Origin of the sequence: Streptomyces sp. NPDC018964 (genome assembly GCF_044390325.1) — a bacterium.
Lineage (GTDB): Bacteria > Actinomycetota > Actinomycetes > Streptomycetales > Streptomycetaceae > Streptomyces.
This window is the reverse complement of record NZ_JBIRYZ010000007.1, coordinates 318,638-332,862: the sequence shown is the minus strand read 5'-3', so window position 1 is coordinate 332,862 and position 14,225 is coordinate 318,638. Positions and strand designations below refer to the sequence as shown.

The 14,225-nt window shown below is 72.8% G+C and carries 14 protein-coding genes and 1 pseudogene; 9 read left to right on the top strand and 6 right to left on the bottom strand.

Annotated features, from left to right (window positions below):
* The first annotated feature begins 3 nt into the window (after nt 1-3).
* Nucleotides 4-354 carry a metalloregulator ArsR/SmtB family transcription factor gene (locus ACH5AO_RS14975; RefSeq protein ID WP_030869497.1) on the top strand — a complete coding sequence of 117 codons (351 nt, stop codon included), beginning with the start codon at nt 4-6 and terminating at the stop codon, nt 352-354.
* Nucleotides 355-462: 108 nt separating this feature from the next.
* Here ACH5AO_RS14975 and ACH5AO_RS14970 read toward each other — a convergent pair whose 3' ends face one another.
* Entirely contained in the window at nt 463-912 is a 450-nt protein-coding gene (locus ACH5AO_RS14970; RefSeq protein ID WP_030869494.1) for an SRPBCC family protein, read from the bottom strand.
* Between the two features lie 97 nt (nt 913-1,009).
* Nucleotides 1,010-1,687 (bottom strand): class I SAM-dependent methyltransferase, encoded by a 678-nt coding sequence (locus ACH5AO_RS14965; protein ID WP_398924664.1) that lies wholly within the window; start codon nt 1,685-1,687, stop codon nt 1,010-1,012.
* 84 nt (nt 1,688-1,771) lie between these two features.
* Between ACH5AO_RS14965 and ACH5AO_RS14960 the strand changes: the two genes are divergently transcribed.
* Nucleotides 1,772-2,224, top strand: coding sequence for a flavodoxin family protein (locus ACH5AO_RS14960; RefSeq protein WP_030869489.1), 453 nt, complete (start codon nt 1,772-1,774; stop codon nt 2,222-2,224).
* 24 nt (nt 2,225-2,248) lie between these two features.
* Here ACH5AO_RS14960 and ACH5AO_RS14955 read toward each other — a convergent pair whose 3' ends face one another.
* On the bottom strand, nt 2,249-3,331 hold the full coding sequence (locus tag ACH5AO_RS14955; protein WP_398924663.1) for a YihY/virulence factor BrkB family protein: 1,083 nt from the start codon (nt 3,329-3,331) through the stop codon (nt 2,249-2,251).
* 104 nt (nt 3,332-3,435) lie between these two features.
* Here ACH5AO_RS14955 and ACH5AO_RS14950 point away from each other — a divergent pair, with 104 nt between their 5' ends.
* The 3 genes from ACH5AO_RS14950 (at nt 3,436) to ACH5AO_RS14940 (ending at nt 7,202) form a co-directional block, all read left to right on the top strand.
* Entirely contained in the window at nt 3,436-4,068 is a 633-nt protein-coding gene (locus ACH5AO_RS14950) for a GNAT family N-acetyltransferase (RefSeq protein ID WP_398924662.1), read from the top strand.
* A 182-nt stretch (nt 4,069-4,250) separates the two neighbouring features.
* Nucleotides 4,251-4,925 (top strand): lytic polysaccharide monooxygenase, encoded by a 675-nt coding sequence (locus ACH5AO_RS14945; RefSeq protein ID WP_398924661.1) that lies wholly within the window; start codon nt 4,251-4,253, stop codon nt 4,923-4,925.
* Nucleotides 4,926-5,207: 282 nt separating this feature from the next.
* Entirely contained in the window at nt 5,208-7,202 is a 1,995-nt protein-coding gene (locus ACH5AO_RS14940) for a DUF1996 domain-containing protein (protein WP_398924727.1), read from the top strand.
* A gap of 89 nt (nt 7,203-7,291) precedes the next feature.
* Here ACH5AO_RS14940 and ACH5AO_RS14935 read toward each other — a convergent pair.
* Both ACH5AO_RS14935 and ACH5AO_RS14930 read right to left on the bottom strand, forming a co-directional pair.
* Nucleotides 7,292-7,741, bottom strand: a pseudogene (locus ACH5AO_RS14935) (MMPL family transporter); the annotation flags it as partial.
* Nucleotides 7,732-10,323, bottom strand: coding sequence for a SpoIIE family protein phosphatase (locus ACH5AO_RS14930; RefSeq protein ID WP_398924660.1), 2,592 nt, complete (start codon nt 10,321-10,323; stop codon nt 7,732-7,734). The pseudogene ACH5AO_RS14935 and the gene ACH5AO_RS14930, both read right to left, overlap by 10 nt.
* Before the next feature lie 153 nt (nt 10,324-10,476).
* Between ACH5AO_RS14930 and ACH5AO_RS14925 the strand changes: the two genes are divergently transcribed.
* Nucleotides 10,477-11,058: a hypothetical protein gene (locus tag ACH5AO_RS14925; RefSeq protein WP_398924659.1), complete on the top strand. Its 582-nt coding sequence runs from the start codon at nt 10,477-10,479 to the stop codon at nt 11,056-11,058.
* 18 nt (nt 11,059-11,076) lie between these two features.
* Here ACH5AO_RS14925 and ACH5AO_RS14920 read toward each other — a convergent pair whose 3' ends face one another.
* A complete protein-coding gene (locus ACH5AO_RS14920) occupies nt 11,077-11,769 on the bottom strand; it encodes a GAF and ANTAR domain-containing protein (RefSeq protein ID WP_398924658.1) in 693 nt (230 codons plus the stop codon).
* 166 nt (nt 11,770-11,935) lie between these two features.
* On the opposite strand from ACH5AO_RS14920, the gene ACH5AO_RS14915 reads away from it, so the two are divergent.
* The 3 genes from ACH5AO_RS14915 to ACH5AO_RS14905 all read left to right on the top strand — a co-directional run bounded on the left by ACH5AO_RS14915 (nt 11,936) and on the right by ACH5AO_RS14905 (nt 13,986).
* Entirely contained in the window at nt 11,936-12,730 is a 795-nt protein-coding gene (locus tag ACH5AO_RS14915) for a restriction endonuclease (protein WP_398924657.1), read from the top strand.
* 35 nt (nt 12,731-12,765) lie between these two features.
* Nucleotides 12,766-13,032, top strand: a complete 267-nt coding sequence (locus tag ACH5AO_RS14910; protein ID WP_398924656.1) for a hypothetical protein — start codon at nt 12,766-12,768, stop codon at nt 13,030-13,032.
* A 78-nt stretch (nt 13,033-13,110) separates the two neighbouring features.
* Nucleotides 13,111-13,986 (top strand): oxygenase MpaB family protein, encoded by an 876-nt coding sequence (locus ACH5AO_RS14905; RefSeq protein WP_398924655.1) that lies wholly within the window; start codon nt 13,111-13,113, stop codon nt 13,984-13,986.
* Nucleotides 13,987-14,225: the final 239 nt, after the last annotated feature.

The window sequence follows — 14,225 nt, the reverse complement described above, 5'->3', positions numbered from 1 at the left end:
ACGATGACCACGCCGCTGTACCAGCTGAAGGCCGAGTTCTTCAAGACACTGGGCCATCCCGCCCGCATCCGCGTGCTGGAACTGCTCAGCGAGCGCGAGCACGCGGTCGGGGAGATGCTTCCCGAGGTGGGCATCGAGCCGGCCCACCTCTCGCAGCAGCTGGCGGTGCTGCGGCGGGCCAACCTGGTGGTCGGCCGCAAGGAGGGCTCGACCGTGTACTACTCGCTGACCAGCCCGCACGTGGCGGAGCTGCTGCGGGTGGCGCGCACCATCCTGTCCGGCGTGCTCGCGGGGCAGGCCGAACTCCTCGCCGACCTCCAGGCCGCACAGGGCGGGCCGAAACCACTGCCGTAGACGACGGTGGTCCCGGCCCGCGGGCCGGGACCACGAAGGCCTCGTACCGGGTGGGGCCGGGACCACGAAGACGTCGTACCGGACGGGGGCGGCGCGCCCCCGCCGAGGTCAGACCTCGCCGCGCCAGGCGCCCGTCTCCAGGCCACGCCGCTCGATGAACTCCTTGAACCGCTTCAGGTCACCACCGACCTGCCGCTTGACGAAGCCGAGCTTGTCACCCACGTTCTCGGCCATCCCCTGCGGGTCGAAGTCCATCTGCAGCATCACCTTGGTGGTGGTGTCCCGCACGCGGTGGAAGGTGACGACCCCGGCCTGCCGCGCCTCGCCGTCGACCGTGGTCCAGGCGACCCGCTCGTCCGGGATCTGCTCGGTGATCTCGGCGTCGAACTCCCGCTCCACACCCCCGACCTTGGTCACCCAGTGGGTGAGCGTGTCACCGCGCTGCTCGATGCGTTCGACCCCGCTCATGAACTCCGGGAAGCTCTCGAACTGGGTCCACTGGTTGTAGGCGGTGCGGACCGGGACGTCGACCTCGATCGATTCCTCTACCTGCGACATGCGTCGGCTACCTCGCTTTCCGATGGGGAACGGAATGCGAGTACCTGATTCCGCGCCGGTCATTCCCGACGATCCGTCACACCGGCCGGCCGAGGGGTTACGCCTCCTCGCGGCGGCAGTGCAGGAAGAGCTGCGGTTCCGGCCGGGCGTCGGGATGGTCCGGGGCGAACATCACGCTCTCCTGCGACTCCACCGCCAGGCCCGCCCCGCGCACGAGGGCGACGACGTCCTCGGCCGCGAAACTGGTGACGCGCACGTCCTGTCCCATGAAGACGCCGTCGAACCCCTCGACGTCCAGCGGCACGGTGGCCAGCGCCAGCAGGCCGCCCGGCCGCAGCGCCCGCGCCAGCCGGCGCACGAGGTCCGACTGCTCCGCCCGGGTCATCTGCAGCAGCGCGAAGTACACGCAGACCGCGTCGAACGCACCGTCCTCGAGCGGCATCCGGCGGATGTCGGCACACCGGAACTCCGCCCCGGGCACCTGCCGGGAGGCGATCCCCACCATCACCGGGGACACGTCGACGCCCAGCACCCGGTGGCCGGCCCCGGCGAGCGCGGCGGCCGTGGGACGGCCCGTCCCGCTGCCCACGTCCAGCACCCTGCTGCCGGGCGCCAGCCCCTCGAGCAGCCGGTCCAGCGACGCCCGGTGCGCCGGTGAGGAGGCGAACGCCTTCTCGTACTCGCCGCCCAGCGCGTCGAACACCGCCGCCGCCGGTGACCCGTGATCCTCGTCGACCAAGACGCACTCCGTCCGTCGCGTACCGATGCGGGGCATCGTGCCACTCCCGCCCCGCCGCCACAACGGGACACCGGTCGTGGCGGCTTGCGGGCACGTGGACCGGCACGGCAGGGTCGGGGCGTGCCGACTCTGCTGATCGTCCACCACACGCCCTCGCCGAACTGCCAGGCGATGTTCGAGGCCGTCCTCTCGGGCGCCACCACCGAGGAGATCGAGGGCGTCCGGGTGGTGCGGCGCGCGGCGCTGTCCGCCACCGCCGCCGACGTCCTGGACGCCGACGGCTACCTCCTCGGCACCCCGGCCAACCTCGGCTACATGTCGGGCGCGCTCAAGCACTTCTTCGACCAGGTCTACTACCCGTGCCTGGACACCACCCGGGGCCGGCCCTTCGGGTACTACGTGCACGGCGGGAACGACGTCACGGGCGCGGTGCGGGGCATCGAGTCGATCACGACGGGCCTCGGCTGGCGGCGCGCCGCCGACGGAGTGACCGTCACCGGCGAACCGGACCGGGCCGCCGTCGAACGGTGCTGGGAGCTGGGCGCCACGGTCGCCGCGGGCCTGATGGACTGAGCCCCGCCGACGACCGTGGCGCCCTCAGGTCTCGTCCATGCGCCGTCGGTCCTGCTCGTCCCAGGCCCGGGTGTCGCGCGGCTGCGTGTACGGCTCCGCCTGGGGCGGATGGCCCCCGGCGATGGCCCGCTGCCGGGCGATCTCCGCGTCGAACTCCAGCCCCAGCAGGATGGCCAGGTTGGTGATCCACAGCCAGATCAGGAACACGATGACGCCGGCCATCGTGCCGTACGTCTTGTTGTACGAACCGAAGTTGGCCACGTAGAGGGCGAACCCGGCGGAGGCGATCAGCCAGATCACCAGCGCCAGGAAACTGCCCGGAGTGATCCACCGGAACCCCTTGACCCGGGCGTTCGGAGCCGCCCAGTACAGCAGCGCGATCATGATGACGACCAGGACGACCAGCACCGGCCACTTGGCGATCGACCACGCGGTCAGCGCGGTGTCGCCCAGGCCGAGCAGATCGCCCGCCTGACGGGCCAGTCCGCCGGTGAAGACCACGATCAGCGCACTGATCACGGCCATCACCATCAGGACGACCGTCACCCCGATCCGTACCGGCAGCACCTTCCACACCGGGCGCCCCTCGGGCATGTCGTAGACCGCGTTCGCCGCGCGCATGAACGCCGCCACGTAACCCGACGCCGACCAGACGGCCAGCACCAGACCGACGATCGCCACGATCGACCCGATGCCCGCCCTGCCCTGCAGTTGCTGTACCGCCTGGGTGAGGATGTCGCGGGCCGCGCCGGGGGCGGTGAGCTCCTGGAGGTTCTCCAGCACCTTGTCCGTGGTGGACCTGCCGGTGAGACCCAGGACCGACACCAGGGCCAGCAGTGCCGGGAACAGCGCCAGCACGCCGTAGTACGTCAGGGCGGCGGCCCGGTCGGTGAGCTCGTCGTCCTTGAACTCGCGCAGACTGCCTCTCAGTGCCGCGCCCCACGCGCCTTTCGGCAGCTCGCCCGGCGTGTCCGGTGCCGCCCGCTCCACCTCGTCGCTGGGGCCGGGCTCGTCCGCCGCCCCGGCGCTCCCGTGACCCGGACGGGGCTCGTCCGTCGCGCTCTCGTCGGTCTGCCGGCCGTTCCGCCCCGGGATATGCAGCTTCATGTGTCCCGGGTAACCAGGGACCGGCGGGATAAGCCGGGGAGCCGGGGCCCGGACCGGCCGGAAAGAGGTTGTGGGAGCGCTCCCAGGTGGGCAGGATGCCCAGCATGACCGAGTCCCCCAGGATCCGCCCGTACCGCCGAGAGGACCGACCGGCCCTCGACGACATCTGCATCCGCACCGCGCACAACGGCCAGGACAGCCGCCCCCACTACACCGACCCCACCGTCTTCCCCGACACCTTCGCCGCGCCCTACGTCCATCTGGAGCCGGAGCTGGCCTTCGTGCTGGACGACGGCCGGGGCCGGGCGGTCGGCTACATCGTCGGCACCGCCGACACCGTCCGCTTCGCCAGGACCTTCCGCGCCGCGTGGCTGCCCCTGGTGGCCGACCGCCACCCCGAGCCGTCCGGCCCGCCGGCCACCCCGGACGAGGCGATCGCCCTGCTCCTGCACCACCCCGAGCGGATGATCGTCCCGGAACTGGCCGCCTGGCCGGCCCACCTGCACATCGACCTGCTGCCCGACTGGCAGGGGCGCGGCTACGGGCGGCAGCTGATGCGGACCTTCCTCGAGGCCCTGCGGGACGGGGGAGTGCCGTCCGTCCACCTCGTCATGGCGACCGCCAACAAGCCCGCCCGGGCCTTCTACGACCGCATGGGCTTCGAGGAGATCGACGCCCCGATGGACGACTCGGTCGTCTGCCTCGGCCGTACGACGCACGACCTCGACGGACTCTGAGGGGCCGGCGCCGGTCTCCGTCGAACGCGTCGAACGCGCCATCGTCCGAGCGGAAGTGGCGTGAACGCGCATTGCCGCTCTGCTTCGACGGGCGCAGCCTGTGCATTGGGAGCGCTCCCATAGTCATCGTGGGGGCGCACCCCATCCCCCCACAATCCCCCCGCAACGAAAAGAAGGAATCCATGAGTTGGCATGGGCATGATGTATTATCGCTTCGGTCCCGTCTGTCGCTCGCCCTGACCGCGGCCGTCGCCGCGCTGCTCTGTCTGATCCCCTGGAGCGGTACCGCCGTCGCCCACGGCTCGGTGATCGACCCCGCGTCCCGCAACTACGGCTGCTGGCAGCGCTGGGGGAGCGACTTCCAGAACCCGGCGATGGCCCAGGAAGACCCGATGTGCTGGCAGGCGTGGCAGGACGACCCCAACGCCATGTGGAACTGGAACGGTCTCTACCGCAACGGCTCCGCCGGCAACTTCCAGGCCGTCGTCCCCAACGGCCGGCTGTGCAGCGGCGGGCACGCCGAGGGCGGGCGCTACGACTCCCTCGACGCGGTGGGCGCCTGGAAGACGACGAACGTGGACGACGACTTCACCGTCAAGCTGTACGACCAGGCCGGCCACGGCGCGGACTACTTCCTCGTCTACGTCACCCGGCAGGGCTTCGACCCCACCACCGAGCAGCTGGGCTGGGACGACCTCCAGCAGGTGGCCCGCACCGGCTCGTACGCGCCCAGCCAGAACTACTCGATCCCGGTGAGCACCTCCGGCCTCAGCGGCCGCCACGTCGTCTACACGATCTGGCAGGCCTCGCACATGGACCAGACGTACTTCCTGTGCAGTGACGTGAACTTCGGCTGATTCACCGGCACCCCACCGCTCCCGTCCCCACGTCCCCGCCGGACCGCAGAGGTCCGGCGGGGACCGGCGCGTACGGGACCGGGTTCTTCCGGGGTTCCGCGTAGAAATCCGTGAGGCCTTTGAACGCGCGGCGGCCCGCCTGCGTATGGGGCGTGGGAATCCCTTGCTCACCCCCCGCGACAGAAGCGTAGGAGTACCGCCTTGGCACGCAACACACGCAGACGGCCCAAACAGCGCGCGACGCTCGCCGCCTTCGCCCTGATCCTGGGTGGAGGCGGGATGATGGCGGCCAACGTCTACGCTTCCGCGACGGAGGAGGGCGGGCAGGGCGACGGCCAGGCGCAGGTCTTCTCGGGCGCCACGATCGACTGCCCGGACGTGGCCACCGAACTGACGTCGGTGCCGGAGGAGGCACGGGCGGAGGTGGACAAGGAACTCGCCGGCCTGGACGCGCAGATCGCGGAGGCGTACAAGCGGATCGGGGAGTCGGCCGAGGCGCTCCGCCAGGACCCGGGCTTCGCGGAGAACGCGATCGCCAAGCCGCTCGAGGAGAAGCGTGCCGCGGCCCTCGCCCGCATCGGGACCGCCATCGACCGGGTCGGCGACCGGCCCGAGGGCCTCGAGGAACTCGCCGACTGCGCCGTGCGCGAGTCCGGCAACGCCGCACAGCCGGACGCCGGGCAGTCGGACGCCGGGCAGGAGGGCGCCGGCGACGAGGGCGAGCAGGTGGGCGACGGAGGCGACGGCCAGGATCAGCAGGGTCAGAGCCAGGACCAGCAGGATCAGGGCCAGGACCAGGGCGGAAACGGCGGTCAGGCCGGCAACGGGCCCGTCGTCGGCGACTACGTCGACATCGAGAGCGTCCAGCCCAACGTCACCGAGCCGAAGCAGACGGAGAACGCCTCCCGCGGCACCTTCACCAGCGAGTGCGGCGTCAACGAGAACGGTCTGTTCAACTCGGACAACGTGATCGCCGCACCGGGTGTCAGCAACGGCGCCCACCACTTCCACGACTACATCGGCAACCAGGCCACCAACGCCTTCTCCAGTGACGAGGACCTGGCGGCGGCGGAGACCAGCTGCGCCGACCAGGGCGACAAGTCGTCGTACTACTGGCCCGTGCTGCGACTGCAGAACGGCACCCAGGAGCAGGACGCCCAGTCCCCGGGCGGCGGCATCGAGGGCAACGCCGGTGAGATCGTCACGCCCAAGGAGGTCACGCTGACCTTCGAGGGCAACCCGCAGGGCGAGGTCACCGCCATGCCCCGGCTGCTGCGCATCATCACCGGTGACGCCAAGTCGTTCGTCAACGGCCCCGCCAACGCCAACGCCTCCTGGAGCTGCACCGGTTTCGAGGACCGGCAGCTGACGGACAAGTACCCGCTGTGCCCGCAGGGCAGCGACGTGGTGCGCAGCTTCGACTTCCAGAGCTGCTGGGACGGCCGCAACATCGACAGCGCCAACCACCGTACGCACATGGCGTTCGCGGACGAGGCTGGCAACTGCCCGGCCGGTTTCAAGGCCGTGCCGCAGCTGGTGCAGCGCATCGTCTACGACGTCGACGCGCCGAGCCTCGACGACGGGGGCAAGACCACTCCGCTGTTCGCGGTGGACTCCTTCCCGGAGCAGCTGCACAAGCCGATCACGGACCACGGCGACTTCATCAACGTCTTCGACGAGGACCTGATGAACGAGGTCGTCGCCTGCATCAACGAGGGCCGCACCTGCGGCGCGGGCGCCGGCGACGGTGGTGGTGACAACGGCAACGGCGGCGGCGACAACGGCGGCGACCAGGGCGAGGAGCCTCAGCAGCCGGAGGAACCGGAGGAGCCCACGGCCACGCCCGACGACCCGGCCCAGGGCGGCGACGACGACCAGGACGACGGTAAGAACGACGACGGCAAGAACGACGACGGGAACCAGAACAACGGCGGCGGTCAGGCCGACGACGGCGCGCAGGAGCAGCCGTCGCAGGACCCGGCCACCGAGCAGCCGGACGTCAAGGCCTCGACCCCGGCCGGGAACGGTGACGACGTCGGCGCCGGGAACCAGGACGGCGGCGGCGAGGGCGGCCAGGACGACGGCGGTCAGGCGGCCCAGGCCGCCGAGGTCCCCGGCAGCCTCCCCGAGCTCGAGACCGAGAACCAGGCCGAGGCCCAGGGCGAGAGCGGCAGCCTCGCCGAGACCGGGGCCCAGCTCTGGCCGGCCGCGATCGGCGGAGTGCTGGTGGTCTTCGGATTCTTCGTCCTGCGCAGCGTGCGGCGCGGCGCGGTCTGATCCCTCGGGACGGGGGCCCGACCCCCGCGGCACGTGAACGGCGGCAGGACCCCTCATGGGGCCTGCCGCCTCGCGTTTCCCTCCCCCTCCGCGTCGATGAGGACGCTGACCGCCAGGCCCGGGCCGAGCGTCTTGACCACCACGTCGTCGCTGACGACGAACGTCGCGAACACGCTCACTATGATCAGCGCGGCGCAGGTGATGACCCGCGCGGTGATCTCCAGGGCATGGGCGACCGACGCCCTCGCGTCCCCGGTGCGCGGCCAGGCCTCGTGGACGCGGGAGAGCAGGAAGATCTCGTAGTCCATGCCGAGGCCGAAGACGATGGCGGACATCATCATCGGCACGTGGCTCTCGATGGGTGCCGCGCCGAAGACCCCGAGCGCGGGCCCGCCCCAGCCCTACTGGAAGACGGCGGCGACGACGCCGTACGAGGCGGTGACGGAGAGCACGTCGAGGACGGCCGCCTTGACGGCGACGAGCAGACCGCGGAACACCACGGCGATGATCAGCGGCAGCCGGGCGGCGGTCAGCGGCCGGGGCGCCAGTCGTAGGCCGTCAGCAGCAGCGCCACGTCGTCCGGGCGGTCCTCGGTCCGGCGGGCCGTCCTGATCAGCCGGTCGGCGAGCTCCTCGACCGAGTCGGTGCGGCTGCGCGCCAGAGAGCGGCGGATCACCTCGATGCCCGTCTCGATGTCACCACCGGGCGTCTCGACGAGCCCGTCCGTGTACAGCGCGAGAACGCTGCCGGGCGCCAGGGTGATCTCCGTGACCGGGTAGACGGCCTCCTGCAGCACCCCGAGCAGCACGCCACCGGGCAGGTCCAGGCTCTCCGTGTGCCCGTCGGGGTGGCGCAGCAGGGGCGGGGGATGACCCGCCCGGACGGTGAGGGCACGGCCGGTGGCCGGGTCGAGCTCGACGTAGCAGCAGGTCGCGAAGACGTCCGTCTCCAGCTCCACCAGCAGCCGGTTGGTGTGGGTGATGACCTCCTGCGGCGGCCTGCCGCTGGCGGCGAAGGCGTGCACCGCGCTGCGCAGCTGCCCCATGACGGCGGCGGCCCCGACGCTGTGCCCCTCGACGTCGCCGATCACCAGTGCCACCCCCCGCCCGGTCCTGATCACGTCGTACCAGTCGCCCCCGATGGCCATGCCCTGGGTGCCGGGCAGATAGCGGCCGGCGGTGAGCATCCGGTCGATGGCGGGCAGCCGGTGCGGCAGCAGCCCCTCCTGCAGCCCCCGCGCCACGGCGGACTCCGCGTCGTAGAGCCGGGCCCGCTCCAGCGCCTGCGCGGTCAGACCGCCCAGCGCGGTCAGCGCGGTGCGCTCCTCGGGGGTGAACCGGTGCGGTGCGGTCCAGCCGAGGATGCAGGAGCCGACCGGATGACCGGAGGCGATCAGCGGCAGGAACGCCCAGGCGTTCATCGGGTCCAGGAGGATCTGCGGGTAGGCGTTGACCAGGGCCTCCGGCGACTCGAAGAAGAGCGGCAGGCGGGTGGTCAGGGCGTGCACACCGGGCAGGTTCGCGTTGAGCGGCACCCCTTCGAAACTGTCGAGGAAGTGCTCCGGGTAACCGGACTCCCACAGCAGGTGCATCCGGTTGTCGCGGATCGTGTACAGGGCGATCTCCTGCGCGCCGAACGAGGGCAGCAACTGCTCGGCGACGGCCAGGCAGACGTCCCTGACGGTGACGGCCTCGGTCAGCACGCTGGCCATCTGCACGACGTGGTAGAGGGCTCCCGCGCGGGCCGTCGCTACCAGCTCCGAGGGCGCCGCGCCGCCCCCGCCGGCCGGCGCCATGGGCCGGCCCGGCTCGCCCCTGGCGGGGGCGCCGGTGCGGAACACGCGGCCGGTCAGCCCGTGCACCCCGGGATAGAGCACGAACCCCAGCCAGACGCCGTCCGGGTCCTGCACCAGGTACGACACCGGCTCCTGCGACAGCATCGCCGCCCGGTAGCGGTCCTCGTAGGCCGGGTCGCGCAGCCAGGCGAGCACGTCCCACGGGTAGTGGCCGAGCATGTGCTCCAGGTCGCAGCCCAGCAGTTCCTGGCAGCGCTGGTTGGCGTAGACGACCCGGCCGTCCTGGTCTAGGGAGAACACGCCGTCGGGCAGCCGCTCGGCGGCCTCCGCCGCGGTGATCCCGCCGGCCGCGTCGACGAGGGCGCCCACCAGGAGCCGGGCGGCCCCCTCCGCCCGTACGACGTGCCCCCACAGTTCGAGCGGCCGGTAGCGGATCCGCCCGTCCTCCCCGGCCTCGTCCAGCACCCTGAAGCGCCGGCTCCTGATCTGCCCGGTGTCCGCCGCCTCCCGCCGGCCCGCCCGCAGTTCGTACAGGTCCTCGGGGGACACCCGGTCCTCGACCTCCGCCATGGTGCCGCCGAACTCCTCCCGGCCGACACCCAGCAGGGACAGCGCGTCGTCGTCCCCCGACCACCGGTCGCTGTCCAGGTCCCACTCGATCATGCCGACCGACACGGCCTGGGCGGGCGGCGTGGGCAGCCGCACGCTGACCGGCTGGTCGTCGTAGTCGATGCCGTACGCCACGGCGTCCGCGCCCTCCCTGCCGGGCATCCGGCGGGCGAACGCGGCGAGGCGCTCCTCCATGTCCCGCCCCGCGTCGTGCAGCGCCGCCCGCACCGTCGGCTCGTCCACCGGGTCCCGGGCGGCCGACCGCAGGACGGACAGGACGCCCACGGGTTCGCCGTCGACGTGCACCGGGTGGAAGGCGGAGCCGAACGAGTACGGCAGCGCGGCGGTGAACTGTGGGAAGCGCAGCATCATGGCCCGCTCGTCCGGCAGCCACATGCTCTCGCTCCTGCGGTACGCCTCGGACATGGGCAGTGCGCCGCCCACGGGCACCCGCCACCAGGTCATCAGCAGCGACCGCGGGACGCCGGCCACCACGCACAGCACCAGCGAGCGCCGGTCCCGCGAGCGCAGGTACACCAGACCGCCGTACCCCCCGATGTCCCGGACCGCCGCCACCACGGGCTCCGCGAGCGCGTCCTCGATCCGGCCCGCCGGGCGCGCCGTCCGGAGCCCGTCCGCCCCGGCGCTCTCCCCGGTGCCGCGGCCGGGCACGTCCGCCGGCCGCTCCCCGTGCGGTGCGGCGGCTGCGTCATCCATGTCGCGTCCTCCCGGTACGGACGCACGGCCCATCCGTTCGCTCCTCACCAGGATGTGCCATGCCGGACGGTCCGGCGCGGCGGAACCGCAACCTTCGGTCCGTCCCGGTCGTCTCACCCGATACCAGAAGGATGCGAGCCCAGGGGGCCGAAAATGCTTCGAAAGCGAACAATCTGCGCGACCCTCGTGCTCGTGGGCGCCGCACTGACCGCGGCGGCGGTACCGGCCGCCGCCACCCCGGCGACGGCGGCCCGGGCCACGGCGTGTCCGGCCGGCTGGGACAGCCTGCCCGAGTCCGTCTCCGGCAGCACGACCACGCCGGTACGGGACGTCAGGACCGGCCGGCACGCCTGCTACGACCGCATGGTCGTCGATCTGCCCGGTGCCGCGCGCGACGGCCTCGGCCACTTCGTCCGGTACGTCGACCGTCTCCACCAGGACGGATCGGGCCGGCACATCCCCGTCTCCGGCGGCGCCGTCCTCGAGGTGCGGGTGGCCGCGCCCTCGTACGCGCCCGAGAGCGGCGAGCCCACCTATCCCGCGCGCGCCGGACACCCCCTGCCGGGCGTGGACCTCACCGGGTACCGCACCTTCAGGGACGCGCGGTTCGCCGGCAGCTTCGAGGGCGAGACCCAGATCGGACTCGGGGTGCGGGCGCGGCTGCCGTTCCGGGTGCTGCGGCTCGACGACCGCCTCGTGATCGACGTCGCCCACGACTGGACCGGCGGCCGCTGAGCGACCGCCGCCGGACGGTCACCGGTCCGGGGCGTCCGTCTCGCAGATCCGGCGCGCCACCTCGCGCAGCTTCGTGTTGGTGCGCTGGGACCGGGTGCGCAGGAGGTCGAAGGCCTGGTCCTCCGTCACCCGGTGGCGGCCCATCAGGATGCCCATCGCCTCGCCGATCAGATGCCGCGTGGCGATGGCGTCCTGCAGCTGGGCGTCGGTCCTGGCGGTGGAGAAGGCGACCGCCGCGTGGGAGGCCAGCAGCCAGCCGGCCGTCTCGCTGTCCTCGGTGAACGTGCCCGGCCTGTGGGAGTACATGTTGAGGGCTCCCAGCTCCTCCTCCCGGGTGTACAGCAGGAAACCCATCATGCTGCCCACCCCGAGCTCCCGGCAGCGCGGCACGAAGGACGTCCAGCGTTCGGGCTCCGCGGTGAAGTCGGGGATGCGGAAGAGGCGTTCGGCCCGGTCGGGCCGGGCCGCGTCGAAGCAGGGCCCTTCGCGCAGGCACCCCTGGAGGCGGTCGCTGTCGGTCACGAGCCGCGCGGTCGGCGCCAGCGATCTCACCCGGTCCCCCTGCAGGACGAGGATCCCGGAGGCGTCGCAGCCGTCGACGAGTTCCACCGCCTTGCGCGTGATCCGCTCCAGGGTCGCGTCGAGGGTGTGCTCGGCCAGGAGATCGCGCGCCATGGAAGCCATCTGCCGCGCGAAGTTCCGCCAGTCCATCGTCCGCCTCCCCGGTCGCCGTGGTCGGCACACACCGCCCCTACCCCGCGCCGGTGTGCGGCACGCCGGTGAACGGCCCGATCCGGGGCAGACGGCGTATGTGATCTTCAGGGTCCCGTGGACCCCGGGTGCACGTCCCGCCGGCCGCGAGAGAGGAACCACCAGGGTGACCACGCACCAGCGCCGCATCCGTCCGAGACACCACGGGCAGCGCTTCGACCTGCGGGCGACGGCCATGTTCTTCGGTCTGCTCGCCACGGCCCTGATCGTCGCCGGCTTCGCGGTGCGCGCGCTGGCCCCGGTCGTGCAGCGGCGCCCGGTGTGGGCCGTCGTCCTGCTGTGCGTGGTCGTCGCGGCCCTGCTGGCCCACGGACGCAGCCGGCGCAGGCCGTCCGCGGCGAGGATCGCCCGCAGGGCCGGTGAGGCCCTGGAAGAGGCCACGTCGACGGCGCTCGACGCCCTGGACGACCCCGTTCCCTCCCCGCTCACGCCCGCGGTCCCCGCACCGGCCGGGGCGTACGACGACGTCCTCCCCACGGCCGCCGCGCCCGCCGCCCCGGTCATCGACCACGGTGCCCTGAGCCCGGAGGAGTTCGAGGCGGCGATAGCCGGCCTGTGCGCGCGGGACGGCTGCGAGCGGGTCGAGGTCGTCGGGGGAGCGGGGGACCTGGGCGCCGACGTGACGGCCCTGACCCCCGACGGGCGCCGCCTCGTCGTCCAGTGCAAGCGCTACGGCGACGACAACAAGGTGGGCTCGCAGGACCTCCAGCGCTTCGGCGGCACCTGCTTCACCGTCCACGAGGCGGACGTCGCCCTCGTCGTCACCACCAGTGATTTCACCGCGCCGGCCGTCGAGTACGCCGAACAGTGCGGCATCGTGTGCGTGAACCGCGACGCCCTGCTCGCCTGGAGCGAGGGACGGACGCTGCCCCCCTGGACGCCGGGCGCGGACGGGGCGTAGGCCCGGTTGTCAGTGCCGGATGCCACCCTGCCGGTATGGACGAACTGGAGTTCATGCGCGGCAGGGTCTACGGGGCGGACCACGACGATCCGGGCCCGCGCGCCGGACGGTCGTACGTCCAGCTGGCCGGGGGCCCGCTGGACGGTCTGCTGCTGGACGTCACCGGCCGCAGCGAGACGGAACTGAGGCACGGCGTCGGACTGCCCACCGAGATGGGCCGCTACGGCGCGGGCGGCCGCGCGGTGTACGCGCCCCGCGGCGCCGGCGCCCGGGTGTACGACTGGCGGGGCGACGTTCCCTAGCCGCCCGGCCGGGTACCGGGCAGGTGTGACCGTGGACGCCGACGGGTCGTCGGAGCGCGCGAGGAAGTGGGGCGAGCCATGGGAGTGCTGACGGAAGGCGGCGCGGTGCTGCGCGACCGGATCGGCCAGGCGATCTTCTCCCGGGTCGCGGGCCCGGACGGACCGGACCACCGCGCACGCATCCACGCCACGCCCGGCCCGCGCTGGTACGGTCCCGACCGGCCGGTCAGGAGGGTGCACGGGGACGCGTCGATGTTCATCGGCGGACTGTCGGCCCTGCTGCTGCAGTCGCTCCACCCGCTGGCCATGGCCGCCGTCGCCGGGCACTCCGGGTTCCGCGGCGACCCCTGGGGGCGCCTGCAGCGAACCAGCACCTTCCTCGCAGCCACCACGTACGGCACCGCCGACAGCGCCCAGCGGGCCGTCGACCGGGTGCGGGCCGTCCACGAGACGGTGCGCGGCACCACCGCCGACGGTGAGGAGTACCGGGCGTCGGACCCCCGTCTGCTGTGCTGGGTGCACATCGCCGAGGTCGACATGTTCCTGCGCGCCCACCAGCGCTACGGCGCCCGCCCCCTGGACGACGAGGGCTGCGACGCGTACGTCGCCGACATGGCGCGCGTCGCCACCGCGCTCGGCGTGCCCGACCCGCCGGTCGACCGCGCCGGACTCGCCGAGCGGCTGGCCGCCTACCGCGGCGAACTGCGCGCCACCCGCGAGGCGCGCTCCACCGCCCGCTTCCTGCTGCTCACCCCGCCCGTACCGCTGCTCGCCCGGCTGCCGTACGGCGTCCTCGCCGCCAACGCCGTGTCCCTGCTGCCCGGCTGGGCCTCCCGCGCGCTGTGGCTGCCCCGCATACCCCCGGCCGAGGGCGTCTGCGTACGCCCCCTCGGCACCGCCGTCACCGCGGTCATCCGCTGGGCCCTGCCCCCGGTCCGCGACACGACCCCCTGACCCCAGCCGCGCCGACTACGCCGACCGCGTCAGCCACGCCGACCGCGTCAGCCACGCCGACCGCGTCAGTCGTGTCGACTGCGTCAGTCGTGTCGACTGCGCCGACCGCGTCAGCCGCGCCGGCCGCGTCAGCCGCGGGCAGTCGTGCCGCAGGGCGGCACGGGTGGGCGCGACGGCACCCCGCAAGCGCCGGGCCGCGCAACCCCGCCCCGGCCCACACCAACACGGGGCACCTCGCA

What these genes read in the sequence shown, in the direction of transcription:
- ACH5AO_RS14930 (WP_398924660.1), bottom strand. Translation starts at nt 10,323, where the DNA reads ATGGATGACGCAGCCGCCGCACCGCACGGGGAGCGGCCGGCGGACGTG.
- ACH5AO_RS14920 (WP_398924658.1), bottom strand. Translation starts at nt 11,769, where the DNA reads ATGGACTGGCGGAACTTCGCGCGGCAGATGGCTTCCATGGCGCGCGAT.
- ACH5AO_RS14945 (WP_398924661.1), top strand. Translation starts at nt 4,251, where the DNA reads ATGAGTTGGCATGGGCATGATGTATTATCGCTTCGGTCCCGTCTGTCG.
- ACH5AO_RS14905 (WP_398924655.1), top strand. Translation starts at nt 13,111, where the DNA reads ATGGGAGTGCTGACGGAAGGCGGCGCGGTGCTGCGCGACCGGATCGGC.
- ACH5AO_RS14955 (WP_398924663.1), bottom strand. Translation starts at nt 3,331, where the DNA reads ATGAAGCTGCATATCCCGGGGCGGAACGGCCGGCAGACCGACGAGAGC.
- ACH5AO_RS14910 (WP_398924656.1), top strand. Translation starts at nt 12,766, where the DNA reads ATGGACGAACTGGAGTTCATGCGCGGCAGGGTCTACGGGGCGGACCAC.
- ACH5AO_RS14950 (WP_398924662.1), top strand. Translation starts at nt 3,436, where the DNA reads ATGACCGAGTCCCCCAGGATCCGCCCGTACCGCCGAGAGGACCGACCG.
- ACH5AO_RS14975 (WP_030869497.1), top strand. Translation starts at nt 4, where the DNA reads ATGACCACGCCGCTGTACCAGCTGAAGGCCGAGTTCTTCAAGACACTG.
- ACH5AO_RS14970 (WP_030869494.1), bottom strand. Translation starts at nt 912, where the DNA reads ATGTCGCAGGTAGAGGAATCGATCGAGGTCGACGTCCCGGTCCGCACC.
- ACH5AO_RS14925 (WP_398924659.1), top strand. Translation starts at nt 10,477, where the DNA reads ATGCTTCGAAAGCGAACAATCTGCGCGACCCTCGTGCTCGTGGGCGCC.
- ACH5AO_RS14940 (WP_398924727.1), top strand. Translation starts at nt 5,208, where the DNA reads ATGGCGGCCAACGTCTACGCTTCCGCGACGGAGGAGGGCGGGCAGGGC.
- ACH5AO_RS14965 (WP_398924664.1), bottom strand. Translation starts at nt 1,687, where the DNA reads ATGCCCCGCATCGGTACGCGACGGACGGAGTGCGTCTTGGTCGACGAG.